The following is a 15,641-nucleotide window of genomic DNA, read 5'->3' as shown; positions in this document are numbered from 1 at the left end:
ATTATAAATATTTTTTTAGTTCTAATAAATGGTTTACTTGTTTAATATTTTCCGGAGCCTGAACTTTTTTATCATTAAAAAAAATAGCATCTAAACCGGCATTTAATGCTCCATTGACATCCGCATCCAGGCAATCGCCAATCATAATGCTATTTGCTTTTGAGGCTTTCGCTACATTTAGAGCATAATCAAAGATAATACTATTTGGCTTTTTTACGCCTGCAAGCTCAGAATTTGTTATGGTATCGAAATAACCTGAAAGTGAAGCATTACTAATTTTCTTGTCCTGAACATTGGCAAAACCATTTGTAATGATGTGCAGTTTATATTTTGGTTTTAAATATTCAAGAACTTCAATTGCGCCATCAAAAAGGTGATTATTATCAGTTAAGAACTCAATATAATCTTCTGAAATCTGATTTATATCCTGATCTGAAATCTTAAAGTTTAAAGCATCAAAAGAAAACTTCAATCTATTATACCGCAACTCTAAATGTGTGATTTTATCGTGTTGATATAACTTCCAGCATTCCTGATTTATAGGAGCGTATTTGACTATGAATTCCTGTATTTTTATTTCAGGAAATCTACTTTTAAAAATTCTATCAAAAGCCATCTCTGAGTTTTTATCAAAGTCCCAAAGTGTGTGATCTAAATCAAAAAAAACATCCGTAATTGTGGTATTCATAAGCTAAAAAATTCCTTCATCTACAAAACTATAATATTTTGTTTCAGTTATAATCAAATGATCTAAAACTTTAACATCTAAAAGCTCACCTGCAATCTTTATTTTCTTTGTAATTTGCTTGTCGGCTTCACTTGGAATTAACGAACCCGAAGGATGATTATGACACAAAATCAAGCTTGTAGCTTTAGTTTCAAAAGCAAATTTAAAAACCAAGCGCATATCAACGATTGTCCCTGTTATTCCTCCTTTACTTAATTGTACTTTAGAAATTATCTTGTTCGAATTATTCAGAAAAAACACCCAAAATTCCTCGTGAGGAAGCTCACCAATAATAGGTTGCATTATTTCAAAAATAACTTTACTAGATGTTACCTGATTTTTGAATTGCAAAGCATCCTCAGACCTTCTGCGTCGACCTAATTCTAAAGCAGCAATAATTGTAATAGCTTTAGCCGCTCCTATTCCTTTAAATTTTGTTAATTGTGATATCGTTATTTTACCCAATGTATTTAAATTATCTACACTTAGCAAAATTCTTTTAGCTAGCCCCACTGCAGATTCATTCCTACTTCCAGACCCAATTAAAATAGCAATTAATTCAGCATCACTTAAAGTTTCCTTGCCTTTAAGCATTAATTTTTCACGGGGTTTATCATCCTCAGACCAGTTTGTTATAGGAAAATGAATTGCTTCCATATCTTAAATATAAATTAATTTATGGACTTACCCATGCAAATACTATTTGAAAGACCTACATAAGGCTCATAATTGTCAACTATTGAGAATCCAACTTTTTGATATAGGCTTATTGCTTCAATTTGCTTATAAAGTGTTTCAAGAATCATATTGGCAAAACCTTGATTCTTTGCTTCTTCTTCAAGCTCTTTAATTACTAATTGAGCTAAACCTAAACCTCGTGCCTCAGGTAAAACAAACATTCGTTTTAACTCTACTGTATCTTCATTGTATTTTTTAAAACAGCCACTTGCAACGGCTTTTCCATCTAAATAAACCAGAACTACATTTGCATTAAATTCTATTAAATTATTCCCCCAATAATCCTTTTTGAGCTCAGGATATCGCTCCCATAAAAAGGTGTCAAATATTTTTATCAGGGATATAAAATCCGGGTTCTCACTTGTTGTTTTTACAACATTTATTTTTGCTTTCATTTACGATATTCTAAAAGGCTAATATATCTAAAAATAAGAAAAATCATTCATAAATTACAAAATAGTATTTAAAAAAAATGCCAGTCGCAGATTTGCAATTGGCATTTTTTAATTTTTATAACCATCAAATTTTTCTAATTAACTAATTCTTTAACTTCATCAAAGTTTAATCCTCCGTAATTTCCTGAACTCATTAATAATAAAGCTGAATTATCAAGATTTAAATTGAAAAGATATTCTTTGAATTCTACAGGATTGGTATAAATAATTAAATCTTTACGATTAAAAGCAGTAGCAATCTGCTCATAAGTAACTTCTTCTAATTGTTTAATTTTAACTGCATCCGGAGAATAAAAAACAACTGCAACATCTGCATATTCTAATGCGCCTTCATATTCTTTCAGGAATTCAGCATTTAAACTACTATAAGTATGCAATTCTAAACACGCTACCAATGTTCTGTCAGGATATTGTTCTTTCACCGCTTTTGTAGTTGCTGCTACTTTACTTGGTGAATGTGCAAAATCTTTATAAGCCACTTTTCCTTTTCCTTCAGCAATTTTTTCTAAACGCTTAGAAGCCCCTTTAAAACTAGCAATAGCTTCGTAAAAATCGGCTTCGTCAACACCCATGTTTTGGCAAATCCATTTTGCGCCAGCCAAGTTGTTTAAGTTATGTGCACCAAAAACCTCAATTGGCATATCACCTTCTGGAGTTTCTAATAAGGTTACTCCATCACTTACGCTGTATTTTGGAGTAGAATATGCTAATTTACGAATTGGGTTCGTTGCAGCTTCAGCAACACGTTTTACTTCAGAATCATCTTCGTTATAAACCAGAATTCCGCCATTGGTAATTTTTGCAATGAAAATCTCAAACTGCTCTACATAATTTTCATAGGTTGGAAAAACATTAATATGATCCCACGCAATTCCGGAAATCAAGGCAATATTTGGTTGGTACAAATGAAATTTCGGACGTCTGTCTATAGGGGACGACAGATATTCATCACCTTCTAAAACCATAAAATCATTTTCTTCAGTAAGATGAACCATTGTATCAAAACCTTCAAGCTGTGCTCCTACCATATAATCAACTTCGATATTATGATAATGCATTACGTGCAAAATCATCGAAGTAATGGTTGTTTTTCCGTGAGAACCTCCAATTACGACACGTGTTTTATTTTTAGATTGCTCGTATAAAAACTCAGGATATGAATAAATTTTCAAACCTAATTCCTGTGCTTTTAGCAATTCAGGATTGTCTGCTTTTGCATGCATTCCAAGAATTACAGCTTCAATATCTGTAGTAATTTTTTCAGGAAACCAACCTAACTCAGCTGGTAAAATTCCCTTTTTTTCTAATCTTGATTTTGATGGTTCAAAAATAGCATCATCACTTCCTGTTACCTGATATCCTTTGTTATGCAATGCTAATGCTAAATTGTGCATGGCACTTCCGCCAATGGCGATGAAATGTGTTTTCATTTAAAATTCCAATTTTTAAGTTCTAAATTCTAATTATTACTTCGAATTTAGTCCCGAAGTTTCGGGATGAGATTATTACGACTCAAATTTTCTTTTCAATTCCTGTGCCTTTTTAGGGTCTTTTAATTTATTCAAATATAAATTATATAATTTTTGAAATGTGACTTTTGATTTACCAATTTCATTGGCTTTCACATAATTTTTTTCGGCCAGAGTATATCTTTTAAAATACTCCTCGATTCTTCCTCTTGACAAATATCCGTCTACTGGCGAAAACTGTGCAAGTTCATTCGAATATGTAATTGCTTTAGATTCGCTGCCTCCCAGAATTCCTGGTAATAATAAATATATTTCAATCAAAGCCCATCTTGCCTGAACGTGTTTTGGATTGAGTTCTATAGCTTTTTCAAACGCTTCTTTCATATCGCCAACCATACCAAAAGCTTTCAACTTATTTACTTCCGTGGCTCGCATCGCTAAACAACCACCGTACTTAAAAAAATAATCTGCTACAGTTGGCTTTAAAATCTTTAGCTTCTTAAAATATTCCGCTCCTTTTACCCACTCTTTTTGATGTGCTGCAATTTCTCCTAAATATTCAATTGTTTTAATATCCGAAGGTTTTGTTTTTAAAACTCCTTCAAAAATAATTTGCGCTTCATCATATTTCTTGGCATGAAATAACTTTTCTGCTTTATCAAAATTAGATTGTGACCATATTAAAATGGGCATCAATAAAAAAAAGAATAGCAGTTTTTTCATGTTTCAAAAATAAGGAAATTTAACATGCACATTTAGTTTATCGATAATTAACTACACAAAAAAACCGCCTTGTTTGCACAAGACGGTTTATAATAAAATTAAAAAATATTACTTTACGATTGTCAATTCGTCGATAATATTTTTAGCTCCGGCATATTTGTCGATAATCCAAAGTACATAACGAATATCTACGTTGATTGTTCTTTGCAATTTAGGATCAAAAATAACATCACCTGCCATTGCTTCGATGTTACCATCAAAAGCAATCCCTATTAATTCTCCTTTTCCGTTAAGAACCGGTGAACCTGAGTTTCCTCCTGTAATATCGTTATCTGTTAAGAAGTTTACTGGCATATATCCCGCTTTATCAGCATATTGTCCGTAATCTTTTGCTTTATTTAATTCTAACAAACGAGCTGGTAAATCAAACTCCTGATCTCCTGCTTTATACTTTTTCACCATACTTTCCATGGTCGTATAATTGTTTATTGTAGCATCATTACGAGGATCTGCAGGTAAAGCACGAACTTTTCCGTAAGTAAGTCTCAAAGTTGAGTTAGCATCAGGGTATTGAATCGCATTTAGTTTTGATTCTCTTAATCCTTCAACCAGTTCACGATAAGCTGTTGCAAAACTATCATCAGATTTAATCTGATCATCTGTCTTAGCACGGTATTTTGTCATTAAATCATTAGATATAATATACAAAGGATCGTGTACAATTGCTAACGGCTTAGGATTGGCCATAAATGCTACTACTTTTTCTTTAGTAGTAAAATAACTGATCTCAGTAGCTTTTGTAACATCTGCAGTAAAATCACCATTGTTTTCTGATTTCATTTTAGCAATTTGTGTACCTAAACCATATTCAGCTCCTTTAGAAGTATATAAATTTAATTGTGCAATTAATACATCTTTTTCAAGTGGTGCATAAAAGTCACCATATATGTTATCGATCATTGCATTAATCTTAGGAAGCATTTCCGCCTTTTTAGCGTCATTCTCATTGTAGTAAGCAATTAACGCATTTCCAAGATTCGATGGTCCGGCTGCGTAACCTGAAGTACGTAAAAGCTGTGATAAATAATTATCATGAGTAGCTTTTATGTTTGTTTGTCTGTAATAGTCATTAATAGTAGGAATTACATTTTCGTATTTTTCCTTATTAGCCGGTTTAGTTGCCCACTCATAAAATTTATCTTCTTGTGCCGTTTTAACATCTACTGTTCCAGCTTTTGTTAAAGCATCGATCATACCCTGACGGTTTTTCCAGTAATTTGCTGTCGAAGCATATTTAGACGCATATTGCAAACGTACTGTTGCATCTTTGTCCATATATTTTTTCATTACATCCATTCCGGTTTTTGCACCTTCAACCCATGCAGGATACGCAAATTTTATGTTTTGCTCAATTCCGCCTGCTGGCATCCAACGGTTTGTTCTTCCCGGATATCCTAAAATCATGGCAAAATCGTTTTCTTTTACACCTTTAATACTTACTGGTAAGTAATGTTTAGGCTGTAAAGGCACATTGTTTTTTGAATATTCTGCAGGATTTCCGTCCTTATCAGCATATACTCTGAACATAGAGAAATCTCCAGTTTGACGAGGCCACTCCCAATTATCAGTATCTCCACCAAATTTACCTACACTTTCCGGCGGAGTTCCAACTAAACGAACATCTGTATAATCCTGGTAAACGAAATAGTAATATTCATTTCCCTGAAAGAAAGGACGAACAGAAACGGTATATTTTCCACCTTCATTATTTTCTTTTTCGATCAGATTGATTTCTTGCTGAATGATTTTATTTCTTTCAGTCTCCGTCATTTTATCATTTACTTTCGATAAAATTCTTTTAGAAACATCATCCATACGAACAAAGAAACGAACGTATAAAGATTTTGGTTTCATCTCAGCACTTTTTTCCTTCGCCCAAAAACCATCTTTCAAATAGTTCTGTTCTGCTGTAGAAAGTTCTGCGATTGCATTGTACCCACAATGATGATTGGTTAAAACTAATCCGTTTTTCGAAACGATTTCAGCAGTACAACCTCCGTTAAACTGTACAATCGCATCTTTTAAACTATGATGATTAATACTATAAATTTCTTCGGCTGTTAATTGCAAGCCCATTTTTTCCATATCTCTATGGTTCAATCTTTCGATAAACATCAAAAACCACATTCCTTCATCAGCTTTTACAGGAAAAGCCATTAGGCACATGGTTAAGAATAAAACTACTTTTTTCATGTTATTTTGTTTAAGTAACGCGAATATAAGTCATTTTCGCAATTACATCTATTTAAACAACATCAAAAATGAACATGCATAGCTTTTATTTCTGTCTTATTACGAATTTAACAAAACAGAAAAGGTGTTCTGTTTCCAGAACACCTTTATTATTAAAAATGATTTAATTATTTACTCGTTTAACATTTTCCAAAGTTTATCTTTTAGATCCGTCAAACCTTGTTGAGCAACAGATGAAATAAACATATATGGAATATCTTTGAAAGCAACATCTAATTCTGTTTTCAGTTCGGCTTTAAGTTCGTCATCCAGCATATCACATTTTGAAATTACTAAAAGACGTTCTTTGTCTAACATTTCTGGATTGTATTTGGTCAATTCGTTAACCAGAATATCATATTCTCCCTTAATGTCCGGTGTATCAACAGGAACTAAAAACAACAATGTTGAGTTACGCTCAATATGGCGCAGGAAATAATGTCCTAAACCTTTTCCTTCTGCAGCACCTTCAATAATTCCGGGAATATCTGCAATTACAAAAGATTGAAAATCCCTGTACGCTACAATTCCTAAGTTTGGTTTTAAAGTTGTAAAAGGATAATCGGCAATTTTTGGTTTTGCAGAAGTCAATACAGATAATAAAGTGGATTTTCCAGCATTAGGAAAACCTACTAATCCAACATCCGCCAATACTTTAAGTTCTAGAATAACATCCATTTCTACTCCTGGCAAACCAGGTTGAGCATATCTTGGTGTCTGATTTGTTGAACTTCTAAAATGCCAGTTTCCTAAACCACCTTTTCCTCCTTTAGAAAGGATTCTTTTTTCTCCATCTTCAGTGATTTCAAATAAGGTTTCTCCGGTTTCTTTATCTTTTACGACAGTTCCTAAAGGCACTTCGATAAATTTATCTTCTCCATCAGCACCTGTACTACGATCTCCTCCTCCATCTCCACCGTGACCGGCTTTGATATGGCGAGCAAATTTTAAATGAAATAATGTCCACAAACCTTTATTCCCAACTAGATACACATGTCCTCCACGACCACCATCACCTCCGTCCGGGCCTCCTTTTTCAATAAATTTCTCTCTATGTAAATGTGTAGATCCTTTTCCTCCCTTTCCGGAAGAAACATATATCTTAACATAATCTACAAAATTTCCTTCTGTCATTGTTTTTAGTATTCAGTCGCAGTCGCAGTTTCCAGTCAAACTGTGACTAAAAACTGCGACTGAAAACTATTTTATTTTCTTTACTCTTTAAGTGTTTTTACCAACACTTTATCAATCTTTACGCCATCCATATCGATGACTTCTAACACAAATTTTTGCCAGATTAATTTTTCGCCTTCTTTCGGAATATGAGAAAGCTCCGTCATAATCATTCCGCTTACGGTATTTACTTCATAATCATTTGTCAATTCGTCTAACTCAAAATAGGTCAGGAAATCGTGTAATGAATAATGCCCGTCTACCAACCAGGAACCATCTTCTCTTTCTATCAGTTGAAATTCATCTTTATAAAAATCAGATGCATCTCCAACTAAAGCTTCAAGAATATCATTTAAAGTAATAATTCCTTGAAAAACACCGTATTCATCAGAAACTAAAGCATAATGAACTCCTGTTTTCTTAAAATTTTCAAGTGCTTTGTATGCTGTTGTCTGCTCCATTAAATAGGGAGGATCTGTCATTATTGCTCCTAAATCAAAATGATCGCTTTCGATATTTGCGAATATATTTTTTAAGGTCACAATTCCAACAATATCATCATAATTATCTCTGTAAACTGGATAAACGGTATGTAAATCCATCAGGACAAGTTCTTTTATTTTTGCTTTATCAGCAGTAAAAGGCAACATATCTACAGATTTACGGTGCGTCATTAACGAATTTACTTTTCTGTCACCAATATGAAATACGCGCTCTACGATATCTTGTTCAATTTCCTGAACTTCTCCACCTTCAGTTCCTTCTTTTATAATCGCTTTAATTTCTTCTTCAGTAACTTTTCCATCAGCAGAAGGTTTTATTTGCAAAACATTTAATAAAAAATCTGTAGATGTAGTAAGCAGCCAAATAAATGGTGCTGTAATAATCGAAATAATCTTCATTGGCATTGCTACCATTTTAGCAATTGATTCCGGATAATTTAATCCAATTCGTTTTGGCAGCAATTCTCCTAAAACTAATGAGAAAAATGTAAGTACTACAACTACAATCCCAACTGCAACTGAATGTGCATATGGTTTTAAAACTGCAAATCCGCTAATAAATGTTTCTACGTCTACGGTGATTTTGTCCCCACTATAAATACCTGTCAAAATCCCGATAAGTGTAATTCCGATTTGTACTGTAGATAAAAACTTATTTGGCGAATTGGCTAAATCGAGCGCAATCTTAGCACTTTTATTTCCTTTTTTTGCGGCAGTTTCGAGTCTATTTTTTCTTGCAGAAATAAGGGCAATTTCAGACATGGAGAAAACTCCGTTTAATAGTATTAGAAAAAATATTATTAGTATTTCCAATTTGTGGTTTATTCGTTATTGAATTGTTCGTTAATGTAATTTGTAACCTAAATGTTATAGCCCAGATGGAAGAGAAAAGCCCGGAGCTAAAAAAACTAATTTTTCTTGCCAGAAAACAGCGACCGAAGGAAGCTCGTTTTAAGGTATAGAAAAATAGTTTTTTTAGCGAGGACTTGTAACGTACAGCTGGAAAAAGCTTCTACAAATTATCTATAACTGACGTTAATCGCTCTGTAATTTCTTCAATAGTTCCGATACCATTTACGGCATAAAACTTGTTTTGTTCTTTATAATATCCAATAAGTGGAGCCGTTTTCTCATTATATTCCTGATATCTCACACGAATTTTCTCTTCGTCCTGATCATCAACTCTGCCACTTGTTTTTCCTCTTTCCAGTAAACGCGCTACTAAAATTTCATCATCAGCTTCTAATGCAATTGTTGCTGTAACACTTGACCCAATTGTTGGTAAAAATTTATCTAAAGCTTTTGCCTGATCTAAAGTTCTTGGATAACCGTCGAACAAAAAACCAGCTGTATCCGGATGTTTGTTTACTTCGTCTATTAACATTGCTGTTGTAACTTCGCAAGGAACCAATTCTCCATTGTCCATAAAAACTCTTGCTTTTTTACCTAAATCTGTATCATTTTTTAAATTAAAACGAAAAATATCTCCTGTTGAAAGATGTGTTAATTTGTATTTTTCTTTTAAAAATTCTGCCTGAGTTCCTTTTCCTGCTCCCGGCTTTCCAAATAAAACAATATTAATCATAATATGAGTGAGTGTTGTTACTTCTGTTTTTTATAAGAAGTTTTAAATGAATATATAGTTGTGTGTGTTTAATTATTCTGCCAATTTATATACCTCGGATAAGTTTCTTCCTAAACCATCGTAGTCTAATCCGTAACCAACGATGAATTTATTTGGAATCCTGATTCCGATATAATCTATTTTAATATCTTTTTTATACGCCTCCGGTTTAAAAAACAATGTAGCAACCTTAAAATGTTTTACATTTTGTGCTTTAAACAAATGCTTTAATTCTTCGATAGTGTTTCCTGTATCGATAATATCTTCGATGATAATTACGGTTCTGCCTGATAAATCCTGATTAATACCTATTAATTCTTTTACAGTATTGGTAGTTTCAGTTCCTTCGTATGATGCCATTTTGATAAATGAAACCTCACATGGACTTTTATATTTCTTAAGAAAATCAGCAACGACCATAAATGCACCATTTAAAACTCCAATAAAAATTGGGGTATCGTCACCAAAATCATCTTCTACTTGTGCTACTAATTTAGTTAAAGCAAAATCAATTTCTTTGGCCGAAATAAACGGAACAAATTGTTTATCGTGAAGTTGTATCATTATTTTTATGTTTAAAATAATGGGCAAAGATACAGAATTAGAACTAAACTGTAAGTATCAAAATAGGCTGGACACATATTTTTTTAAGAATGTTAAATATCACTTAATATTTACAAATCTTTTCTTGCAACTATTTTTAAATTTACTAAATTGTTGTACTATAAACCATTAACCCCGAACACAAATGAAGACGACGGCACAAATATTTTCAATATCATTATTAGCAATATTAACGGCCTGTAACGGACAGGTAAAAAAAGAAGAAAAAGAAGCTCTGGCAAAACAGCCCAACACGGTTGTAAAAACAGCAATTGGCGATCTGACATTACCTCCGCCTTATGCAACAGAATCTAAAACGAACAATAGTAAAGTTATTGGCTGGCCTGAAGGAAAAACACCAATAGCGCCTGAAGGTTTCACGATTACAAAATTTGCAGATGGTTTCCAGAATCCGCGTTGGACTTATATTGCACCCAACAATGATATTTTTGTGGTAGAAAGCGGCACAAGAACCAGTAAAAATCAAATTACGGTTTTGCGTGATAAAGACAAAGACGGAAAGTTTGAAACCAGAGAAGTTTTTATAAAGGACTTAAACAAACCTTTTGGAATGTTGGTTTTAAAAGACTTTTTTTATATTGCCAATACAGATGGATTATATCGATATCCTTATAAAAACAATCCGTTGAAATTAGAAACACAAGGAACCAAAATTCTTGAACTTCCTGCAGGTGGATATAACAATCACTGGACAAGAAATATAATTGCAAATCCCGAAGGAACAAAAATTTATGTTTCAGTAGGTTCAGGAAGTAATGTTGGTGAAAACGGAATGGATAAAGAAGTTCGCCGTGCTGACATTCTTGAAATTAATCCTGACGGAACAGGTGAAAAAATTTATGCGGCGGGACTTAGAAATCCTGTTGGAATGGACTGGAATCCTGTAAACAAGGAACTTTGGACAGCAGTTAACGAACGCGATGAATTAGGAGACGATCTTGTTCCCGATTATGTAACGAGTGTAAAAAGAGACGCATTTTATGGCTGGCCATACTCGTATTACGGAAATATTCCTGACCCAAGAATGAAAGGTGAACGCAAGGATTTAGTGGCAAAAGCGATTGTTCCTGATGTTCCGGTTGGAGCTCATACAGCTTCTCTGGGTTTGGCTTTTTATACTAAAGATGCTTTTCCTGCAAAATACAAAAATGGAATTTTCGTAGGGCAACACGGTTCCTGGAATCGTGCCAAAATATCAGGTTATAAAGTAATTTTCGTTCCTTTTGCAAACGGAAAACCTTCAGGAAAACCGGAAGACTTTTTAACGGGCTTTATTTCAAATGCTGATAAAGCTGAAGTTTACGGACGTCCGGTTGCAGTAACGGTTACGCCAGATGGATCGCTTTTGGTTAATGATGATAGCGGGAATACCATTTGGAAGGTAACGGCAAATAAGTAAATTTCAATTTGTTTAAATTCCAATTTTAATGAGAATTCAAAACACATAATTTTACCACAAAGAACGCAAAGCTTTTTTTTAATCTCGCAAAGTCGCGAAGACGCAAAGTTTTATTTTCTTTGCGACTCTGCGACTTTGCGAGCAAATTACATATAGACTTAAAAACTTTGCGCTCCTTGCGGTTAATGTTTTTATGCTCAACAAACTCTTTTATGATTTTAAAAAAATATTGTTTTCTCTTTTTTGTGTTTTGCGTTTTTCAAAATAGTAAAGCGCAAGAAAAAGAAAGCAAAACTATAGATTCTGTAAAAACTCAAAAATTAGATGAAGTACTTATAAGTTCGCTTCATGTTAATAATAGATTGCAAAATACGCCCGCTTCTATTGGGGTTTTATCAAAAAAAGATCTTCTGCAAAATAACGCTACAGATATTACGACCGTAATTAATACAATTCCGGGAGTTTTTATGCAATCATCGAATTTTACAACAACCCGAATTTCAATTCGTGGTATTGGGGCAAGATCTCCTTATGGCACCAATAAAATCAGGGCTTTTTATGGCAGTATTCCGTTAACTTCAGGAAACAGCGAAACGGTAATTGATGATATTGACCTGGAAAATATTGGTCAAATCGAAATAATCAAAGGACCTCTTTCGAGCATTTATGGTGCAGGTTTGGGCGGTGCTATTTTGATTTCACCTCAACTTTCTAAAACAAATGGAGAAAACGCAAGTGTAAGCAGTGTTTTTGGTTCGTTTGGATTATTAAAGAATAATATAAACTATAGCCTGAATGAGAAAAGTTCAAGTGTCAATATCAGTTATCATAATCTAAAAACTGATGGATGGCGAGAAAACAGTTCTTACAATCGGGAAGGAGTCACACTTGCCGGAGAATTATTTAAAAAGAAAGACAGCAAGCTTACTTATTTTTCGAATTACACCTATCTAAAAGCGTACATCCCGAGTTCTATAAGTAAAGAAGTCTTTAATAATAATCCAAAATTGGGCGCTCCAACCTGGGTTGCTTCAAAGGGTTTTAAAGAATACAAATCGACTCTTGCAGGATTGGCTTATGATTTTAAGATCAATGAAAACCTTAGTAATTCAACATCTGTTTTTGTAAATTATAAAGATAGTAATGAACCAAGACCTTTTGATGTTTTACGCCAATATACTTTTGGAACTGGTGGAAGAACACAATTTTCAGGAAATTTTAAAATAGGAAAAACTGAAAACCAATTTATTGCCGGAATCGAATATTTCACGGATAATTATAACGGAAACACTTTCGAAAATTTATATAAAACTAATAATGGACAAGGAAGCCTGCAAGGAAACCAACTTACTGAAACGGATCAGAAAAGACATTTCTACAATATATTTTCTCAAATAAGAACTTTACTTTCTGCTCAATTCGAAATTCAGGCGGGATTAAATTATAATGAAACTCATTTTGAATTAACAAACTTTCTTCCTGCCAAAACGGCAACTGAAAAGTACCGTTATGATGGGATTTTTTCTCCACAATTGTCTTTTCTATTTAAACCCAATCAAGAGAAAACATTCTATTTTTCAGCAAGTCGCGGATTTTCATTGCCTGCTACCGAAGAAACACTTACAAGTACAGGAAACATAAATCCGGAGATAAAACCAGAAAGTGGTTATAATTTTGAAGCGGGAGGAAAATTCTATTTCTTCAATAAAAATCTTTATACTGAATTTGCTGTTTATCGAATGGAAATAAAAGATTTATTGGTAGCCAAAAGAATTGGCGATGATCAATATGAAGGTGTAAATGCAGGTAAAACTTTTCATGAAGGAATCGAAATTTCTGCTAAACACAATTGGTCAATTAATCGTTTTTTCACTTTAAATTCTTTTCTCGCTGCTTCGTTAGGGAAATATGAGTTTAAAGATTTTATCGATAACGGAAATGATTATTCGGGAAATAAATTAACCGGAGTCGCGGCGAATAAAATTAATGCCGGATTGATTTTGAATACTTCACAGGGAATCTATTTGTCAGCTGATTTTCAGTTTACAGATAAAATCCCTTTAAATGATGCTAACTCTTCTTTTTCAGATTCTTATCATATTATTAATTTAAAAACAGGGTATCGTTTTGAGATTCTATCCAATTTAAATACCAATCTGGCTTTTGGCATTAATAACGTCACTGATGAAAAATATGCCTCTATGATTTTGCCCAATGCAGTTGCGGCAGGAAACACTAGTCCAAGATATTATTATCCCGGACTTCCTGTAAATTATTATGGAACTATTTCATTAAATTACTTATTTTAGATGTGCACTAAACCTACAAAGATGGCGTCTGAATTACAAACAAAACTTGGCTACGTAAATGCTTACCGCGAAAACCGACTTATGGCGGCGCAAGACGTTTTAGAAAATCAGTATTTATTTAATGAATTAATCTCTATTTGTTTTTCTCCATCAAACAAAAACAATCATAAAGCATGCTGGATTCTGGAATTTGTATCTTACGAAGAATTACTCTGGCTGCAACCTCATCTTGATTTCTTTTGTTCTAATCTTAAGGTTTTAAAAGATGAAAGCTCTATTAGACCAATTGCAAAAGTGGTTCAGCTTTTAGTAAAGTCACATTATAAGAAAAATGAAAACAGCATTTTACTTTCCGAAGAAAATTTGCAGGATTGTATCGAGGCTTCTTTTGACTGGTTAATCAATGATGTAAAAGTTGCAACAAAGGCATATTCGATACGAACTTTGTATGTTCTGGGAAATCATTACGACTGGATTCATCCTGAATTGCAAATTATATTAAACAAAGATTATGCGGATCATTCTGCTGCTTATAAAGCTGTTGCCAAAGAAGTTTTGAAGAAAATAGGATAAAATCTAATTTTAGATCATTTCTCTATTAGTATAAAATCAAAAGAGGACATCTATATAGATGTCCTCTTTTTTACTACTCAAAATAAAAATAAAACTAATCCTCGCTGAATAATTTTATCTAATTGGGGATTTATTAAAACTTAAAGCGAAGAAAAAATTCATTTGAGTTTTTAGCACTTGCAATTGCACTGCCAATTCCGGTTTCGTAAGCATAACCAAGCATTAAACGCTCACTAATAGTTAAACCTGCTATTGCCGCATAAGCATTATTAATTCTATAGCTTCCTCCTACTTCCAGGAATTTCTCTATTTGAAGCATTAAATTAATATCTACAGAAAGTGGTGCACCATTTACATAACGCATCATAAATGACGGTTTTAAAACTAAAGATGTCGCAGTTTCAAAATCATAATCATAACCACTGCTTAAATAAACATGCGCTCTGTCTGTAGCTACAGAAGTATAACCGTCTTTATTTTTTGCGCGTTCAGTATTTAACATTCTTGGGACAGAAAGGGATACGAAAAACTTTTCATTCTTTAATAAAGCTCCAATACCTACGTTTGGATTAAATTGGTTTATAGTAACCAAAGCAGGATCTGACTGAGGCGAATAAGTTTCAAGCCCTGAAGTATTAACATTGTAGAAATTACCTCCTGCTTTTACTCCTAAATATAAATCCGTAAGAGCTCCTACCTGAAGTTTATAAGAGAAATCGATTCCTAATTGGGTTTGTTTTTCGATAAATGTTTTATCATAAACCATAGAAAGACCTATACCCAGATTACTTCCTACTGATGTTCCAAAAGAAACAGCCTGTGTTTGAGGCGCATCTTTAATCCCTGTCCATTGCTGACGAATTGTACTCACTAAAACAGTTTCTCCGTTAACACCTGCATAGGCCGGATTGACAATGTTCATATGGTAACGGTATGTTGTCAAAAGACTTTCTTGTTGGGCAAAAAGCATACTACTAAAAAGTAGTAATGCTCCCGCCAATATATTTTTGATTATTTTCATTTCTAAAATTT

Annotated in this window: 14 protein-coding genes; 3 read left to right on the top strand and 11 right to left on the bottom strand. The window is 33.3% G+C overall.

Annotation, left to right across the window (positions count from 1 at the left end):
* Position 1 precedes the first annotated feature (1 nt).
* The 10 genes from BXU01_RS15420 to hpt all read right to left on the bottom strand — a co-directional run bounded on the left by BXU01_RS15420 (position 2) and on the right by hpt (position 10,268).
* Positions 2-688 carry a YjjG family noncanonical pyrimidine nucleotidase gene (locus tag BXU01_RS15420; RefSeq protein ID WP_083694039.1) on the bottom strand — a complete coding sequence of 229 codons (687 nt, stop codon included), beginning with the start codon at positions 686-688 and terminating at the stop codon, positions 2-4.
* A 3-nt stretch (positions 689-691) separates the two neighbouring features.
* On the bottom strand, positions 692-1,384 hold the full coding sequence (gene radC, locus BXU01_RS15415) for a DNA repair protein RadC (RefSeq protein ID WP_083694038.1): 693 nt from the start codon (positions 1,382-1,384) through the stop codon (positions 692-694).
* A gap of 14 nt (positions 1,385-1,398) precedes the next feature.
* Entirely contained in the window at positions 1,399-1,860 is a 462-nt protein-coding gene (locus BXU01_RS15410) for a GNAT family N-acetyltransferase (RefSeq protein WP_083694037.1), read from the bottom strand.
* A 134-nt stretch (positions 1,861-1,994) separates the two neighbouring features.
* Complete coding sequence (gene murC / locus BXU01_RS15405; protein WP_083694036.1) at positions 1,995-3,350, bottom strand: UDP-N-acetylmuramate--L-alanine ligase; 1,356 nt, start codon at positions 3,348-3,350, stop codon at positions 1,995-1,997.
* Between the two features lie 75 nt (positions 3,351-3,425).
* On the bottom strand, positions 3,426-4,112 hold the full coding sequence (locus BXU01_RS15400) for a lipopolysaccharide assembly protein LapB (protein WP_083694035.1): 687 nt from the start codon (positions 4,110-4,112) through the stop codon (positions 3,426-3,428).
* A 108-nt stretch (positions 4,113-4,220) separates the two neighbouring features.
* The gene (locus BXU01_RS15395) at positions 4,221-6,365 is read right to left on the bottom strand and encodes a S46 family peptidase (protein WP_083694034.1); all 2,145 of its coding nucleotides are present in this window, start codon (positions 6,363-6,365) and stop codon (positions 4,221-4,223) included.
* Between the two features lie 171 nt (positions 6,366-6,536).
* Positions 6,537-7,538 carry a GTPase ObgE gene (gene obgE, locus BXU01_RS15390; protein WP_065450834.1) on the bottom strand — a complete coding sequence of 334 codons (1,002 nt, stop codon included), beginning with the start codon at positions 7,536-7,538 and terminating at the stop codon, positions 6,537-6,539.
* 80 nt (positions 7,539-7,618) lie between these two features.
* The gene (locus BXU01_RS15385) at positions 7,619-8,893 is read right to left on the bottom strand and encodes a hemolysin family protein (RefSeq protein WP_083694033.1); all 1,275 of its coding nucleotides are present in this window, start codon (positions 8,891-8,893) and stop codon (positions 7,619-7,621) included.
* 199 nt (positions 8,894-9,092) lie between these two features.
* Positions 9,093-9,665, bottom strand: a complete 573-nt coding sequence (locus BXU01_RS15380) for an adenylate kinase (protein WP_055093019.1) — start codon at positions 9,663-9,665, stop codon at positions 9,093-9,095.
* A 72-nt stretch (positions 9,666-9,737) separates the two neighbouring features.
* Positions 9,738-10,268 (bottom strand): hypoxanthine phosphoribosyltransferase, encoded by a 531-nt coding sequence (gene hpt / locus BXU01_RS15375; RefSeq protein WP_056246025.1) that lies wholly within the window; start codon positions 10,266-10,268, stop codon positions 9,738-9,740.
* Between the two features lie 184 nt (positions 10,269-10,452).
* Between hpt and BXU01_RS15370 the strand changes: the two genes are divergently transcribed.
* From BXU01_RS15370 to BXU01_RS15360, 3 genes are all read left to right on the top strand, one after another.
* Positions 10,453-11,727: a sorbosone dehydrogenase family protein gene (locus BXU01_RS15370; RefSeq protein WP_083694032.1), complete on the top strand. Its 1,275-nt coding sequence runs from the start codon at positions 10,453-10,455 to the stop codon at positions 11,725-11,727.
* 212 nt (positions 11,728-11,939) lie between these two features.
* Positions 11,940-14,036 carry a TonB-dependent receptor gene (locus tag BXU01_RS15365; protein ID WP_083694326.1) on the top strand — a complete coding sequence of 699 codons (2,097 nt, stop codon included), beginning with the start codon at positions 11,940-11,942 and terminating at the stop codon, positions 14,034-14,036.
* A 21-nt stretch (positions 14,037-14,057) separates the two neighbouring features.
* Complete coding sequence (locus BXU01_RS15360; protein WP_083694031.1) at positions 14,058-14,609, top strand: hypothetical protein; 552 nt, start codon at positions 14,058-14,060, stop codon at positions 14,607-14,609.
* A 133-nt stretch (positions 14,610-14,742) separates the two neighbouring features.
* Here BXU01_RS15360 and BXU01_RS15355 read toward each other — a convergent pair whose 3' ends face one another.
* Complete coding sequence (locus BXU01_RS15355) at positions 14,743-15,630, bottom strand: type IX secretion system membrane protein PorP/SprF (protein WP_083694030.1); 888 nt, start codon at positions 15,628-15,630, stop codon at positions 14,743-14,745.
* Positions 15,631-15,641: the final 11 nt, after the last annotated feature.

This window comes from [Flexibacter] sp. ATCC 35103, assembly GCF_001975985.1.
Taxonomy (GTDB): domain Bacteria; phylum Bacteroidota; class Bacteroidia; order Flavobacteriales; family Flavobacteriaceae; genus Flavobacterium.
Note: the sequence above shows the minus strand (reverse complement) of the source record. Positions and strands in the feature narration are given on the sequence as shown.